General features: G+C 73.7%; 13 protein-coding genes. 5 read left to right on the plus strand and 8 right to left on the minus strand.

The genetic code is table 11. The features are described 5' to 3' along the window. Positions 1-98: 98 nt before the first annotated feature. The 4 genes from BMY19_RS13480 (at position 99) to BMY19_RS13495 (ending at position 4627) form a co-directional block, all read left to right on the plus strand. The gene (locus BMY19_RS13480) at positions 99-1472 is read left to right on the plus strand and encodes a PleD family two-component system response regulator (RefSeq protein ID WP_100252022.1); all 1374 of its coding nucleotides are present in this window, start codon (positions 99-101) and stop codon (positions 1470-1472) included. A gap of 118 nt (positions 1473-1590) precedes the next feature. Continuing rightward, positions 1591-2799, plus strand: a complete 1209-nt coding sequence (locus BMY19_RS13485; RefSeq protein ID WP_091925984.1) for a DUF2252 family protein — start codon at positions 1591-1593, stop codon at positions 2797-2799. A gap of 137 nt (positions 2800-2936) precedes the next feature. Continuing rightward, positions 2937-3899 carry an acetyl-CoA carboxylase carboxyltransferase subunit alpha gene (locus tag BMY19_RS13490; RefSeq protein ID WP_020095236.1) on the plus strand — a complete coding sequence of 321 codons (963 nt, stop codon included), beginning with the start codon at positions 2937-2939 and terminating at the stop codon, positions 3897-3899. After that, a complete protein-coding gene (locus BMY19_RS13495; protein ID WP_100252023.1) occupies positions 3896-4627 on the plus strand; it encodes a DUF1796 family putative cysteine peptidase in 732 nt (243 codons plus the stop codon). The genes BMY19_RS13490 and BMY19_RS13495 overlap by 4 nt, the downstream gene beginning before the upstream one ends. A gap of 57 nt (positions 4628-4684) precedes the next feature. Here the strand turns inward: BMY19_RS13495 and BMY19_RS13500 are convergent, their stop codons facing one another. After that, a complete protein-coding gene (locus tag BMY19_RS13500) occupies positions 4685-4936 on the minus strand; it encodes a CCDC90 family protein (RefSeq protein WP_020095238.1) in 252 nt (83 codons plus the stop codon). Between the two features lie 441 nt (positions 4937-5377). On the opposite strand from BMY19_RS13500, the gene BMY19_RS13505 reads away from it, so the two are divergent. Further along, positions 5378-6892, plus strand: coding sequence for a L,D-transpeptidase family protein (locus BMY19_RS13505; protein WP_100252024.1), 1515 nt, complete (start codon positions 5378-5380; stop codon positions 6890-6892). Between the two features lie 4 nt (positions 6893-6896). On the opposite strand, the gene BMY19_RS13510 is transcribed toward BMY19_RS13505, so the two are convergent. The 7 genes from BMY19_RS13510 to chlG form a co-directional block, all read right to left on the minus strand. Then, positions 6897-7070 carry a YqaE/Pmp3 family membrane protein gene (locus tag BMY19_RS13510; RefSeq protein ID WP_012318839.1) on the minus strand — a complete coding sequence of 58 codons (174 nt, stop codon included), beginning with the start codon at positions 7068-7070 and terminating at the stop codon, positions 6897-6899. 124 nt (positions 7071-7194) lie between these two features. Further along, a complete protein-coding gene (locus BMY19_RS13515) occupies positions 7195-8754 on the minus strand; it encodes a cytochrome c (RefSeq protein ID WP_244534916.1) in 1560 nt (519 codons plus the stop codon). 78 nt (positions 8755-8832) lie between these two features. Beyond that, entirely contained in the window at positions 8833-9204 is a 372-nt protein-coding gene (locus BMY19_RS13520; protein WP_020095241.1) for a hypothetical protein, read from the minus strand. Beyond that, a complete protein-coding gene (locus BMY19_RS13525; protein ID WP_020095242.1) occupies positions 9204-9701 on the minus strand; it encodes a TspO/MBR family protein in 498 nt (165 codons plus the stop codon). The genes BMY19_RS13520 and BMY19_RS13525 overlap by 1 nt, the downstream gene beginning before the upstream one ends. Continuing rightward, the gene (locus BMY19_RS13530; RefSeq protein ID WP_020095243.1) at positions 9698-10924 is read right to left on the minus strand and encodes a geranylgeranyl diphosphate reductase; all 1227 of its coding nucleotides are present in this window, start codon (positions 10922-10924) and stop codon (positions 9698-9700) included. The genes BMY19_RS13525 and BMY19_RS13530 overlap by 4 nt, the downstream gene beginning before the upstream one ends. Before the next feature lie 4 nt (positions 10925-10928). Further along, positions 10929-12260 (minus strand): BCD family MFS transporter, encoded by a 1332-nt coding sequence (locus BMY19_RS13535; protein ID WP_100252026.1) that lies wholly within the window; start codon positions 12258-12260, stop codon positions 10929-10931. After that, complete coding sequence (chlG, locus tag BMY19_RS13540) at positions 12260-13144, minus strand: chlorophyll synthase ChlG (RefSeq protein ID WP_091682495.1); 885 nt, start codon at positions 13142-13144, stop codon at positions 12260-12262. Before chlG ends, BMY19_RS13535 begins: the two co-directional genes overlap by 1 nt. Positions 13145-13166: the final 22 nt, after the last annotated feature.

Consider the following 13166-nt stretch of genomic DNA (forward strand, 5'->3'; position numbering starts at 1 on the left):
CGTCGTGTCCGCCCCGGCCCCGGCGGCCGACCGGCGGCGCGCCCCCACGGCACACGGCGCCCGGTCCGGGCCGCTCACCCGCGCCCGCACGAGGAACCATGTCGGCCCGTGTCCTGATCGTCGACGATCTGTTCCCGAACGTCAGGCTTCTGGAGACGAAGCTCGGCCTGGAATATTTCGACACGCTCGCGGCCATGAACGGCCGGGACGCGATCGCGATCTGCGAGAAGGGCCTCTGCGACCTCGTCCTGCTCGACGTGATGATGCCCGGCATGGACGGGTTCGAGGTCTGCCGGCACCTCAAGAACAACCCGCTCACGGCCCACATCCCGGTGGTGATGGTCACGGCCCTCGACCAGCCCGCCGACCGCCTGCGCGGCCTCGACGCCGGGGCCGACGACTTCCTGACCAAGCCGGTGGACGACACCGCCCTGTTCACCCGGGTGCGCAGCCTCGTGCGGCTCAAGGCCGTGACGGACGAGCTGCGCCAGCGCGCGCTCGCCTCCCGGGAGTTCGGGATCGGCGATCCCCTGGCGCTCGCCACCGCCGAGACCGGCCTCGACGCCCGGATCCTGCTGATCGAGGACCGGGCCGGCTCGGCCGAGCGCCTCGCCGGGGCCCTGCGCCAGCACCACGTGGTCACGGTCGAGCCCGACCCGCAGGAGGCCCTGCGCCTCGCCGCCGAGGAGTCCTTCGACCTCGCCCTCGTGAGCCTCGACCTCACCGGCTTCGACGGCCTGCGCCTGTGCAGCCAGCTCCGGTCCCTCGACCGGACCCGGGCGATGCCGCTGATCATGCTCGCCGAGGAGTACGACCGCGCCCGGGTGGTCCGCGGGCTCGATTTCGGCGTGCACGACTTCCTGATGCGGCCGGTCGACCGCAACGAGCTGATGGCCCGGGTCCGCACCCAGGTGAAGCGCAAGCGCTTCACCGACGCGCTCCGGGGGGCGATGCAGGCCTCCCTGCAGATGGCCGTGACCGACGCGCTCACCGGCCTGCACAACCGGCGCTACCTCGACAGCCACCTCGGCACCCTGTTCGGCGACGAGGCCGCCCGCCGGGCGAGCCTCGCCGCGCTGATCCTCGACATCGACCACTTCAAGGGGATCAACGACAGCTTCGGCCACGAGGCCGGCGACGAGGTGCTGCGCGGCTTCGCCGAGCGGGTCCGCCAGCACACGCGGCCGATCGACATCGTGGCGCGCTACGGCGGCGAGGAGGTGGTGGTGATCCTGCCGGAGGCGGGCCTCGTCGAGGCGCAGGGCATCGCCGAGCGCATCCGCGAGCGCGTCGAGGCGGTGCCGTTCACCGTGCAGGGGGCGACCCGGACCGTGTCGGTGACGGTCTCGATCGGCGTCGCCGTGCGCCGCGGCGAGGATCTCGGCCCCGCCGACATGCTCCGCCGGGCCGACCTCGCCCTCTACAGGGCCAAGGCGGCGGGCCGGAACCGGGTCGAGTCGCAGGCGGCCTGACAGGCGTCCCCGCGTCAATCCGCGCGCCCGCGCGCGCGGATGAAAAGGCCGGCCTCGCCGTGTTATCGGATCCGGTCGGCCCGTCGAGGCCGGCGGAGCGGCGCGCGGGACCGAACCCATGGACATGCAGGTACCGGCACGATCCGGCCGCGACGCGAGCGTGCTGAACCACCGCCGCCTGTGCAAGATCGCGTCCTCGCCGCACGCCTACGTCCGCGGCAGCACGGCGCGGTTCTACGAGCTGCTCGCCGGGATGCCGGCCGGCACCCTGCCCGAGGGGCCGCCCGTCTGGATCTGCGGCGACGCGCATCTCGGCAATCTCGGCGCGCTCGCCGGCCCGGACGGCGGGATCGACATCCAGATCCGCGACCTCGACCAGACCGTGGTGGCGAACCCGGCCTTCGACCTCGTCCGGCTCGCGCTCTCCCTGGTCACCGCGGCGCTCAACGCGACCCTGCCGGGCATCGTCACCGCCCGGATGATGGACGCCATGGCGGACGGCTACGCCGACGGGATCGCCGATCCCGAGGGGGCCGAGCGGGGCGTCGACCCGTCCGAGATCGTCGTCACGACGAAGCGGCGGGCGCTCGGCCGGCGCTGGCGCCACCTCTCGCGCGAGCGCCTGAAGGGCAAGGCCGCCCGGCTCCCGCGGGGCAGCCGGTTCTTCGACCTCGACGCCGACGAGCAGGACGCGCTGACGGCGCTGATCCGCGATCCGGAGATCCGCCGCCTCGTCCTGGCGCTCGGCAGCGCGGCCGACGACGCCGAGATCCGGCTGCTCGACGCCGCCTACTGGATCAAGGGCTGCAGCTCCCTCGGGCGTCTGCGCTACGCCGCCCTGGTGGAGGTGCTGGGCGGCGACCGTCCGAACCTCGCCCTCCTCGACGTCAAGGAGGCGGTGCCGCACCTCGCGCCGGCCGCCGCCGGGATCGCGGTGCCGCCCGACCACGCCGCGCGGGTCGTCGCGGGGGCGCGGGCGCTGTCGCCCAACCTCGGCGACCGGATGGTCGCCGGCCACATCGGCGGCACGCCCGTCACGGTCCGCGAGCTGCTGCCGCAGGATCTCAAGATCGACGCCGAGCAGTTCTCCCGCGGCGAGGCGGTCCGCGTCTCCCGGCACCTCGCCGCCATCCTGGGCCGGGCCCACGGCCGCCAGATGGGCGCGGCCGACCGCCGGGCCTGGATCGACGCCGTGCGGGCGCCGGGCCCGGGCCCCGACGCCCCCGGCTGGCTCTGGTCGGTGGTCACCGACCTGATGGGCGCGCACCAGCGCGGCTACCTGGAGCATTGCCGCCGGATCGCCCGGGAGGCGCTGGACGCGGCCTGACGCGGCCTGACGCGGCCCTCACCGGCCCGGACCCGGGGCGCTTCCGCCACGCCGCCGGTTGACACCATCCCCGCCATCGCCAACACCTCGCGCCCGCCGCCTCTCGCGCGGCGGACCCCGGGAAGACCTGTGATACGATGGCGGTGACGCGCACCTACCTCGACTTCGAGAAGCCGGTGGCCGAGCTGGAGGCCAAGCTCGAGGAGCTGCGCGCCGTGAGCGCGCGCGACGGCGCGGTCTCCATCGCCGAGGAGGTCGGCCGGCTCGAGGCCAAGGCCGGCCAGGCGCTCGCCGAGATCTACGCGAATCTGACCCCCTGGCAGAAGACCCAGGTGGCCCGCCACCCGCAGCGGCCGCACTTCGTGGACTACCGCGACGGGCTGATCACCGAGTTCACCCCGCTGGCCGGCGACCGCAGCTTCGGCGAGGACGAGGCGATCCTAGGCGGGTTCGGCCGGTTCCGCGGCCGGCCGGTCCTGGTGCTCGGCCAGGAGAAGGGCGCCACGACCGAGGCGCGGCTGCGCCACAATTTCGGGATGGCCCGGCCCGAGGGCTACCGCAAGGCGGTCCGGCTCATGGAGACCGCCGACCGGTTCGGTCTGCCGGTCCTCGCCTTCGTGGACACCGCCGGCGCCTATCCGGGCATCGAGGCGGAGGAGCGCGGCCAGGCCGAGGCCATCGCCCGCTCGACCGAGGCCTGCCTCGCGCTCGGCGTGCCCAACGTCGCCGTGGTGATCGGGGAGGGCGGCTCGGGCGGCGCGATCGCGCTCGCCACCGCCAACCGGGTGCTGATGCTGGAGCACGCGATCTACGGGGTGATCTCGCCGGAGGGCGCCGCCTCGATCCTGTGGCGCGACCAGGGCCGCGCGTCGGACGCCGCGACCGCCATGAAGATCACCGCCCAGGACCTGCTGCGGCTCGGCGTCATCGACGCGATCATCCCGGAGGCCACCGGCGGGGCGCACCGCGACCGCGAGGCGGCGATCCGGGCCGCGGGCGACGCCATCGCCGACGCCCTCGCGCAGTTCGACGGCCTCTCGCCCGTCGAGGTCCGCGACCGGCGCGCCGAGAAGTTCCTGGCGATCGGCCGGACCCTGTGAGCGAGCCCGGGGCGACGGGGGGCCTGTTCGGCGCGCTCGGCCGGCTGCTCGGCCGGCGCGACGCGCGGGAGCCGGGCCGGCACAACCACGTCTCCCTGGGCTGCAATTGCCAGATGGCGCACGTCCTCAAGACGCTCGACCTGCGCCAGTGGTCGGGGCCCCTCGACTGGATCTTCTCCATGCCCGGCATGGCCCGGGACTGCCTCGCCGACGACTTCGCCGCGCTCGTCGACCGGGGCCAGCTGGAGAGCATCCCGGAGGCCGAGCGGCGCGGCCCCGGCATCTGGCGGGGGCGCCACCGCCTCTACCGGGAGCGGCACGGCCTCGAGTGCGTGTTCAACCACCACGACCCGGCGACGAGCGAGGCGGACTACGCCTTCCTCACCGAGGGCGTGCGCCGGCTGCGCCGGGCCCTCGACACGCAGGGCACCGACAACCGCCTCTGGATGATGACCCATCTGCACACGCCCCGCGACGTGGTCGAGGCGATCGACGACCTGCTCGGGCAGCGCGCCAGCCGCAACCACCTGACCTTCGTGCAGCTCGAGACCGGGTACCCGCGCATGGCGGTGGTCGAGGCGCTCGACCTCCGGCCCACCCTGCGCTGGCTCACCGTGCAGACGCCCTCGGAGCCGGTCGGCCTGCGGCTCGCCGACCCGGCCGACGACGCGGCGCTGGTGGCGATCATCCGCGCCGAGGCGGCGCGGCGGCCGGTCCTGTTCGGCTGAGCGGGCGCCAGGGGGCGACGTTGCGGGGCGGCGGCCGGTCGGCTCCCGGGGCGGCCGTCAATGCGCGGCGCGCGACAGGGCAACGATCGCGCCGACGATGACGATCGTCTGGAAGCCGATCGAGCCGATCACCCATTTCATGATGTCGAACTTCGCTTCGGCCAGATCGGTCTTGGTGACGAGGTTCGTCAGATCGGAATCCCGACTCTCGCGGATCGCCGCGGTGATCGCCTCGGCCTGATCCTCGGACAGGCCGGTCGCCCGCAGGCGACGGACGAGGGCGTGCGTGTCGAGCGAGAGGGCCGTCATGGGCGACGTTCGCGTGTTCGGGCCGTCCGGGTCGATCGGCCGAATCCGGATGGCAGCCTCCGCGAACGTGGCGCCTTCATCCCACCGAGGCAAGCAGCTCAAAGTTGGGCGCCCGGCGCGGTCGCACGCGTCCGCTCCGCCAGGGAGTCCACCGGTCCGCGCACCGGGCCGGCAGGCCGGATCGCAGGCGGGACCGCGCACGAGCACAGCATGGATCGCCGCGCGGCCCTGCGGCTCGAACGGCGCCGTCTCGCGACCCCGCCGCGGCGCGCTGTGGATAGCGCGCATGCGCGGGCTCTCCACACCCGAGAACAATCCAGTGTTGCAGCCGGGTCCTTGCGGTAAGGAAGGCGCAAGCTTAACGAGCCTATTGGGTTGGGGAGTGGCACCCGACGCGGCCAGCAAGGCCCGCGGGCGCGCGTAAGACGATCGAGGTTCCCCATGACGGCGCGTCTCGCGACCGCGCGACTGCTGGCGGCGGCGTCCCTGCTGGCCCTGTCGCTCGCCGCCTGCCAGGACGGTTCCGGGATCAACGGCCCGAGCGCGCGCAGCCTCGCGCCGATCGCCCCCCAGACCGTCGCGTTGATGCAGTCCAAGGGGATGCAGCCCTCCGACCCGATCCTGATCCGAACCTTCAAGAAGGAGGCGGAGATGGAGATCTGGAAGCGGGGGAGCGACGGCCGCTACGCCCTCCTGAAGACCTACCCGATCTGCCGCTGGTCCGGCCAGCTCGGGCCGAAGACCCGCGAGGGCGACCGGCAGGCGCCCGAGGGCTTCTACACGATCACCCCGGGCCTGATGAACCCGAACTCGTCGTACTACCTCTCGTTCGACACGGGCTTCCCGAACGCCGTCGACCGGGCCAACGGGCGCACCGGCAAGTACCTGATGGTGCACGGCACCTGCTCGTCGGCGGGCTGCTTCGCCATGACCGACGCCACCATCGCGGAGATCTACGCCGTCGCCCGCGACGCGTTCATCGGCGGCCAGCGCAGCTTCCAGTTCCAGTCCTACCCGTTCCGGATGACGGCCGAGAACATGGCCAAGTTCCGCAACGACCCGAACATCGCCTTCTGGCAGAACCTCAAGGAGGGGTCCGACTATTTCGAGGCCCTGCACGAGGAGCCGAAGATCGGCCAGTGCGGGACCAAGTACGTGTTCGGCGGGGCCGACGCGGCCGCCGGCTCGTGCAAGCCCCGTGTCGACCCGCTGGTCGCGGAGAAGAGCGCGCGCGACACGCACGCGGTCGCCGACCTCGTCGCCAAGGGCACGCCGGCGGTGCGGGTCGTCTACCAGGACGGCGGCCAGAACCCGGTCTTCCGCCCGCAGAACGCCAGCGCCTTCGCGAGCCTCGGCGGCACCGAGACGGTCCTGCCCTACGACGCCAAGGAGTACGGCCGTCACAATCTCGGCGACGTGAGCCGACCCGAGACCCTGGCGGCCGGCCCGCAGGAGATCGAGCTCGCGCCGAAGGGCCAGCCCACGATGCTGGCCGGCGCCGAGCCGGCGGCCGCGACCCGCGCCGCGAAGGCCGGCGGCAAGGGGCACGGGCGGGAGCCAGCGGCGCCCACGACGCCCACGACGCTCATGGCGAACCGCGCCGATCCCGGCGCGCAGGTCGAGACCACGGCGGCCCTGCCCGACAAGCCCGCCCGCATCGCGGTGGCGGACGCGGACGGCGATGCGAGCAGCTACCAGAAGCTGTTCGGCCAGCTCTTCGCCAAGGACAAGCCGGCCCCGGCGGCGCCCGCGGCCCCGGCGGTCGCCGCCGCGGTCGTGCCCGCGGCGCCGGAGCCGGCGAAGGTCGCCCACGCCGCCGAGACGGTCGCGCCGAAGGCCGCCAGGGCCCACGCGGTGAAGACCGCGAAGGTCGAGGGCAAGGGTGAGTCGAAGGCCGACGCGAAGGTGGAGAAGCCCGCCCTCCGGAAGGGCGAGCCCGAGGGCCGGAAGCCCTGACGGCTCAGACCAGCGGCCGGTCGCGGTTCATCAGCCACAGGGCGTGGACCGTGCCGGGCAGCCAGCCGAGGATCCACAGCAGGATGTTCAGCAGGAACTGAAGGCCGAAGCCCGTGGTGACGAGCACGGCGATCGGCGGGAAGAAGATCGCGAGCAGGATTCGGACGAGGCTGGACACGGGGACTCCGGGCGTGAGGTCGGCACGTCCCGGCTCCAACGAAACACGGTTTTATCCGTTCCGCCCGATCTGACCCCGAACCGGCCCCGAAGACCCCGGCAGGCCGGGGCCGCGGGGCGGCGCCTCAGTTCTTCGCCGGCGGCGTGGTGGCCGAGGGGACGTTGGCGGCCTGCTTCTCCGGGTGCTTCACCTGGCTGTAGGCGACGTTCGCGAAGGTGCCGATCACCGCGGGCCAGCTCGGGTTGCCGTATTGCGGGTCGTCGCGGCCGACCTTGCAGAAGGCCGTGGTCAGGCCGTTGACGATGTCGTCGTCGGTGACCCCGGTCGGCTCCGCCTTCACCTGCTGCACCAGCCGGGCGAGGGTCGGGACGAAGTCCTGCTGCTTCAACCCCTTCAGGCTCTCCTGGATGCCGATCTTGTCGAAGGCGGCCTTGAGCTTGTCCTGCTCGATCTCCGCGCAGGGCGCCGTGCCGGCCAGCATGGTCTTGGTGGCGGCGCGCGCCTCCGAGGCCTTCTCGCCGGTCACGACCGGCGCCTTGTTGCCCCAGGAATTGCGGATGTAGTCGGTGACGTTCCTCACCTCGACGTCGGTCATCTGCTGGCCGATCGCCACCATCGGGGCGAGCCCGCTCTGGGCGCCGAGCCCGCCGTAGATCACCCGCAGCACCGTCTCGGGGCCCTCGGACTGGACCGAGGTGTTGCCGGCGAGCGCCGGGACCGCGCCCTCGATGCCCTTGCCGTCGGGCTGGTGGCAGGAGGAGCAGTAGGTCAGGTAGGTGGAGGCGCCGGGCGCGTCGGGCGTGTCGAAGGCCGTGAGGTCCTTCGGCTTGTAGGTCTGCTTGGCCGGCACGGTGCGCAGGTACGCCACCATGGCCTTCAGGTCCTCCTCCTTCACCTTGGAGAGGGATTCCATGATGGTCTGGCGCATCGGCCCGGCGGCGACGCCCGGCCGGTCGCCCGGGGCGGTGCCGGTCTTGAGGTAGGTCACCACCTGCTCGTCGGTCCAGGCGCCGATGCCCTGGTGGCCGTCCGGGGTGATGTTGGGGGCGTACCAGCCGTCGATCACGCCGCCGCCGAACCGGCCCGCGAAGCTCGAGTTGCCGACGAGCTTGTTCTCGTTGTGGCACATGGCGCAGTGGCCGAGCCCCTCCACGAGGTAGCCGCCGCGGTTCACCTCGGCGCTGGCCTTCGGGTCGGGCTTGAAGCGCTCCTCGGTGAAGAAGGCCGTCCGCCACGTCACCAGCGCCGTGCGGACGCTGAACGGGAACGGGATCTGGCTCTCCTTCCGCTTCTCGTTCACGGCCGGGACCGACTGGAGATAGGCCCAGATCGCCTTGGTGTCCTCGTCGGTGACCTTGGTGAACCACGCGAACGGGAAGGCCGGGTACAGGTAGCCGACGTTCTTGCTGTAGCCGTGCCGGAACGCCTGGTCGAAGTCGGCGTAGCTCCAGTTGCCGAGGCCCGTCTCCTTGTCGGGGGTGAGGTTGGGGGTCATGATCACGCCGAAGGGCATGTTCAGCGCGTAGTTGCCGGCGAGGTACTTGCCGCCCGGCGCCGTGTGGCAGGCCGCGCAGTCGCCCATCGTCACGAGGTACTTGCCGCGCTCGATCTGGTCGGCCGAGCCGTCCTGCGCCAGCGCCGGCGCGGCCAGGAGCAGGCCCGCGAGGAAGGGGGCGGCCCGCATCGGGGCCAGCCGCGTCGGGGCCGCGCGGCCGGAGGAGAGGGCTCTCGTGCGCTGCATGCCGCGTCTCCCATCCCGATTTTAGAGCTGTTTGAAACTTGTGACGCGCGTGAACGCGGCCGTCGCGGGCGTTGTTCCGGCCGGCGCCGCGCTGCGGCGTTGTGCCGTGGCCGCCCGGACCCGCAGGCCGAGGTCGGCGAGATGGGCGACGAGCCCGGCGAGCATCCACCCGGCGACCGCGACCCAGCCGGCCCCCACGAGCGCCGCCCGCAGGGCCAGCATCAGGGCGGCGCCGGAGGCGAGGTTGGCCAGCAGGGACGGCAGCGGCGGGCCGCCCCGGCGGGCGAGCCACGCGAGGGCGAGAGCCTCCAGGGCGACGAGCAGCAGGATCCCGTCGACGATCCGGCCCGACGCGAAGGCGGGGCCGAGGACCGGGTCGAGGAGCGCCCCCATCAGGCGGGCTCCGCGAACGGCCCGTTGAGGCGGACGATCCGCAGGTTCAGGCAGGCGGCGACGCTGACCCAGGCGAGGTAGGGCAGGTTCATGAGCCCCGCCGCGCCCGAGACCCGGCCGGTCACCAGCACCAGCACGGCGATGGACAGCCACAGGACCGCGACCTCGGCCAGCGCCCAGTCGGGCCGGCGGAACCGGAAGAACAGCACGCTCCAGGCGATGTTGAGCACCCCGTTCACCGCGTAGGCGGCCAGCAGGACGCCCCGGGCGACGGGGTCGGCGTCGCCGTTCCAGGCCAGCACGCCGGCCGTGGTGGTGAGCGCGAAGATCACCGCCCAGACCGGGCCGAAGGCCCAGTCCGGCGGCTTCCAGGCCGGGACCCGCAGGCGCCGGTACCACGTGTCCGTCGTGGTCGCGAGGCCGCCGGCCACGGCCACCAGCACGGCGGCGACCGCCGCCACCGCGGGCGGTCCCAGATCGGCGGCGGCGAGGCTCACGGCGAGACCCAGCGGAACAGGTGCGCGAGGTCCTTGAAGAAGATCCGCGCGTGGGCGGCCGGCTTCGCGCGGACCAGCTCCTTGTTCATGTAGCTGTCCCAGGTGAGCTGCTGGACGTCCTTGTCCCGGCAGATCGAGACGAAGCGCTCGCGCAGGCCGTCGCTGCGGTACCAGACCCACTGCATCATCCCGAGGATCCAGAACACGCGCCCGTGCAGCTTCATGAACTGCTTCCGCGCGCCCGCGAGGGCGCGCGCGTCCCCGGTCCGCAGGAAGGCGGCGGCGGCCTCGGCCGACAGCCGGCCGCCGAGCATCGCGTAGTAGATCCCCTCGCCGGAGGCCGGCGCGACGACGCCCGCGGCGTCGCCCGCGAGCAGCACGTCCCGGCCGTTGTCCCAGCGCTTCAGGGGCTTCAGCGGCAGCGGCGCCCCCTCGCGGCGGACGGTCTCGGCGTGGTCGAGGCCGGTGGCGGCGCGCAGGGCCCGGATCGAGGAGCGCAGCGAGAACCCCTTCCGCGCGCTGCCGGTGCCGATGCTCAGCGTGTCCCCGTGGGGGAAGATCCAGCTGTAGAAGTCCGGCGAGTGGCGGCCCTGGTAGTAGACGTCGCAGCGGGTGGCGTCGACAGACCCGGCCCCGGGGGCGCCGGCCTCCGGGACCCGCAGGATCTCGTGATAGGCGAAGACCTGCCGCATCCTGGCGTGGCCCGGCACCTCCGCGCGGCCGACCGGCGAGCAGGCGCCGTCGGCGCCGAGGACGAGGCGGGCCCGGACGGCGTGGCGGGCGAGGCCGGCCCCCGCGCCGGTGGTGAAGTGGACCAGCGGCGGCCCGTCGTCGGGCCGAGTGATCCGGTCGTAGGCCGCCGCGCGCAGGTCGGCGCCGGCCGCCGCGGCCCGCTCGCGCAGCCACGGGTCGAAGTGCTCGCGGTCGACCATGCCGACGAAGCCCTCGCCCACCGGCATGTCGACGGCCTTGCCGCTCGGCGCCACCATCCGGGCGGACCGGATCTTCGCCACCAGGAGCGCGTCCGGGATCGCGAAGTCCCGGATCAGCCGGGGCGGGATCGCGCCGCCGCAGGGCTTGATCCGGCCGGGCTTGTCGAGGAGCAGCACCGCGTGGCCGGCCCGGGCGAGGTCGGTCGCCGCCGTGGCGCCGGCCGGCCCGCCGCCGACCACGACGACGTCGTAGCTGTCGCGGCCGGGGCCGCCATCGTCCAACCGGGCCATGGCCTCACCTCGCGCTGAAGGCAGGATCGAGCGGCACCGTGTCCGGTGCCGGAGCGGGTTCGAGCCGCGCCGCCAGGACGACCGCGACGAGGAACAGCAGCCCTTCCGCGGCGAAGACCGCCGCGTAGGCCTGGACGGGTTCGGCGGTGATCAGCCGGACGGCGTCGACCGCCACGGCCCCGAGGAAGCCGCCGGCCCCGAAGGCGACGCCCTGCGCGGCGCCCCAGACGCCCATGCGGGTGCCGCGCTCCCGCGCGTCGCCGCGGCCGGCGAGCGCCATCATCGAGCCGATGGCGGCGACCGCGTAGGCGCCGTTGGCCACCCCGAGGGCGAAGACCGTCGCGCGCAGGGGGAAGTCCGATCCCGCCGCCGCGCCGCTCGCCAGGGCGAAGAGGGCGGCGGCCGAACCGGCGCAGCCGATCCCGATCCAGAGCCGCAGGGAGGCGAGGACGGTGCCGCGGGCGAGGAGCGTCACCGCCGCCACCAGCAGCATGCCGGCGAGCACGCCGCCGTGCTGGAGGCCGGCGAGCTTGGTGGTGGCGCCGGGGCTCATCGCGAAGACGAGGCCGGCATAGGGCTCCAGGATCAGCTCCTGGGCGCTGTAGGCCAGCATCGACACGAAGACGAAGATCGTGAAGGTCCGGCTCACGGGGTCGGCCAGCACGTGGGCCAGCACGGTGAAGAACGGGCGGCGCGCCTCCGCGGGCTCGGGAGCCCGGACCGGCAGGCGGCGCTCGACGCCGGCGACCGCGAGGGCCGCCACGCAGAAGGCGACGAGCGAGACCGTGCCCGACACCGCCACGAGGCGCGGGCCGGAGAACGGGTCGAGGAAGTGCCCGGCGAGCGGCGCCGTGACGGCGAAGCCGACGATCATCATCACCCAGACGACGGTGGCGGCCGCGCCCCGCCGGGCCGGCGCGACGCCGCCCGAGAGCAGGACGAGGAGCGAGGTCCCGGCCGCACCGACGCCCATGCCGACGCACAGGAACGAGAGGGCGGCGAGCGCCAGCCCCAGGGCGAGGCTCTCGGCCGCCAGCGCGGTGCCGCAGGCGGCGCCGAACCCGCCGAGGCAGAGGGCCGCCATGCCGCCGACGATCCAGGGGGTGCGCCGGCCGCTGCGGTCGGAGCCGTAGCCCCAGCGCGGGCGCAGGACCTGCACGGCGTAGTGCAGGGCGACCAGCAGGCCCGGCACGAGGGCGGGCAGCGCCAATTCCACCACCATGACCCGGTTGAGGGTGGCGGTCATCAGCACGACGACGCTGCCCAGCGCGGTCTGGACGAGGCCGAGGCGGACGATCTGGGGCCAGCCGAGGCCCGCGCCGGGGTCCGGTGCCATCACGCCCCTCCCACCAGCGGGCGCAGCGCGAAGGCCGAGACCAGCATGCCGAGGACGTAGAGGGTGGTGCCGGTGCCGTTGTACCAGATCGCCCGCTCCCGGGGATTCTCGAGGAACCGGGCCATCAGGGCGAACTGCCCGGCGAGCAGCGCGGCGACGAGGCCGGCGTGCCAGTAGCGCTCCCAGCCGACGAGGAGCGCGATCACCGCCACCTGCGGCAGGGCCATGACCAGGCAGGCGAAGCGCGCGGCGCGCTCGGAGCCCATCTGCACCGGCAGCGACAGCAGCCCCATCCGGCGGTCGCCCTCCACGGACTTGAAGTCGTTGAGGGTCATGATGCCGTGGGCCCCGGCCGCGTAGAGCAGCGCCACCAGGAGCACCCGCCGGTCGGGCAGGGCGGCGGCCATGACGGCGGCGCCGGTGAACCAGGGCAGCCCCTCGTAGCAGAGCGCCACCGCGGCGTTGCCCCACCAGCCGTTCCGCTTCAGCCGCACCGGCGGCGCCGAGTAGATCCAGGCCAGGACCAGCCCGAACAGCGCGGCCCCGAGGATCCAGGGCCCGAGCGCGGCGGCCACCGCCAGCGACAGCGCCGTCCAGGCGAGCGCGAGGTAGAGCCCCCAGCGGCCCGGGATCCGCCCGGAGGGGATCGGCCGGTTCGGCTCGTTGATCGCGTCGACGTGGCGGTCGAACCAGTCGTTGGCGGCCTGGCTGGTGGCGCAGACCAGCGGGCCGGCCAGCAGGATGCCGGCGGCGATCACCGGCCACTGGCCGCTGGCCGGCTGGCCCGAGGAGATCACCCCGCAGGCGAAGGCCCACATCGGCGCGAACCACGTGAGCGGCTTCAGCAGCTCGATGACTGCGCTCGGGGCGGGCGTAGCGGTCATGACGGGAGGCTACCGGCGCCCG

The sequence above is a fragment of the Methylobacterium sp. UNC300MFChir4.1 genome (genome assembly GCF_900110155.1).
Classification (GTDB): domain Bacteria; phylum Pseudomonadota; class Alphaproteobacteria; order Rhizobiales; family Beijerinckiaceae; genus Methylobacterium.

Coding starts and splice junctions, on each gene's coding strand:
- BMY19_RS13530 (WP_020095243.1), bottom strand. CDS start 10,924: ATGGCCCGGTTGGACGATGGCGGCCCCGGCCGCGACAGCTACGACGTC.
- BMY19_RS13505 (WP_100252024.1), top strand. CDS start 5,378: ATGACGGCGCGTCTCGCGACCGCGCGACTGCTGGCGGCGGCGTCCCTG.
- BMY19_RS13520 (WP_020095241.1), bottom strand. CDS start 9,204: ATGGGGGCGCTCCTCGACCCGGTCCTCGGCCCCGCCTTCGCGTCGGGC.
- BMY19_RS13500 (WP_020095238.1), bottom strand. CDS start 4,936: ATGACGGCCCTCTCGCTCGACACGCACGCCCTCGTCCGTCGCCTGCGG.
- chlG (WP_091682495.1), bottom strand. CDS start 13,144: ATGACCGCTACGCCCGCCCCGAGCGCAGTCATCGAGCTGCTGAAGCCG.
- BMY19_RS13515 (WP_244534916.1), bottom strand. CDS start 8,754: ATGCGGGCCGCCCCCTTCCTCGCGGGCCTGCTCCTGGCCGCGCCGGCG.
- BMY19_RS13490 (WP_020095236.1), top strand. CDS start 2,937: ATGGCGGTGACGCGCACCTACCTCGACTTCGAGAAGCCGGTGGCCGAG.
- BMY19_RS13535 (WP_100252026.1), bottom strand. CDS start 12,260: ATGGCACCGGACCCCGGCGCGGGCCTCGGCTGGCCCCAGATCGTCCGC.
- BMY19_RS13485 (WP_091925984.1), top strand. CDS start 1,591: ATGGACATGCAGGTACCGGCACGATCCGGCCGCGACGCGAGCGTGCTG.
- BMY19_RS13480 (WP_100252022.1), top strand. CDS start 99: ATGTCGGCCCGTGTCCTGATCGTCGACGATCTGTTCCCGAACGTCAGG.